Below are 743 nucleotides of genomic sequence, written 5' to 3' on the forward strand. Positions count from 1 at the left end.
GCGCCGCAGGCCGCGGCGAATGGCGCCGAGGATGGCCTCCTTGCTCATCGCCGGCGGCCCTCCTCGCGCTGGCGCTTTTTGTATTGCGCCATGAAGGTGCCGCCCTCCGGGACCGGCAGGTCGCGCCCCTCGGTCCAGCCGCCGGCCATCGGCAGCGACTTGAAGGCGCCCTTGCCCCGGCCGAGCAGGCCCAGCGTGCCGATCGCCATGCGCGTCGCCGCCCGATAGAGCCCCGGCCGCTTGGCGAACCAGGCCCAGATGTCGAGATTGGTCCGCAGCGCCCCCGGCCGCAGGTGCCGCTCGAACTCCCGCTCGCGCCAATGGCGCATGAGATTGGGCAGCGGGATCTTCACCGGGCAGACGCTCTCGCAGCGGCCGCAGAAGGTGCTGGCATTGGGCAAGTGCCCGGACTTGTCGATGCCGATCAGCGAGGGCGTCAGCACCGCGCCCATCGGCCCCGGAKAGACCCAGCCATAGGCGTGCCCGCCCGTGGCGCCATAGACCGGGCAATGGTTCATGCAGGCGGCGCAGCGGATGCAGCGCAGCATGTCCTGGAACTCCGTGCCGATCATGTCGGACCGGCCGCCGTCTATCAGCACGACATGGTATTCCTGCGGACCGTCGAGATCGCCCTCGCGCCGCACGCCCGTGCTGAAGGTGGTGTAGACGGAAAAATCCTGGCCCGTGGCGGAGCGCGCCAGCAGCCGCAGCAGCGAGGTCGCGTCCTCGAGCGTGGGGACGCA

At 70.5% G+C, this 743-nt stretch carries 1 protein-coding gene; it reads right to left on the reverse strand.

Features of this window, described 5'->3' with window-relative positions; translation table 11 throughout:
* Nucleotides 1–44: 44 nt before the first annotated feature.
* The coding region (locus AC1DWF_RS34100; protein WP_476842910.1) for a 4Fe-4S dicluster domain-containing protein at nucleotides 45–743 on the reverse strand (699 nt) is incomplete at its 5' end.

The sequence above is a fragment of the Aminobacter sp. P4_D5 genome (assembly GCF_056401815.1).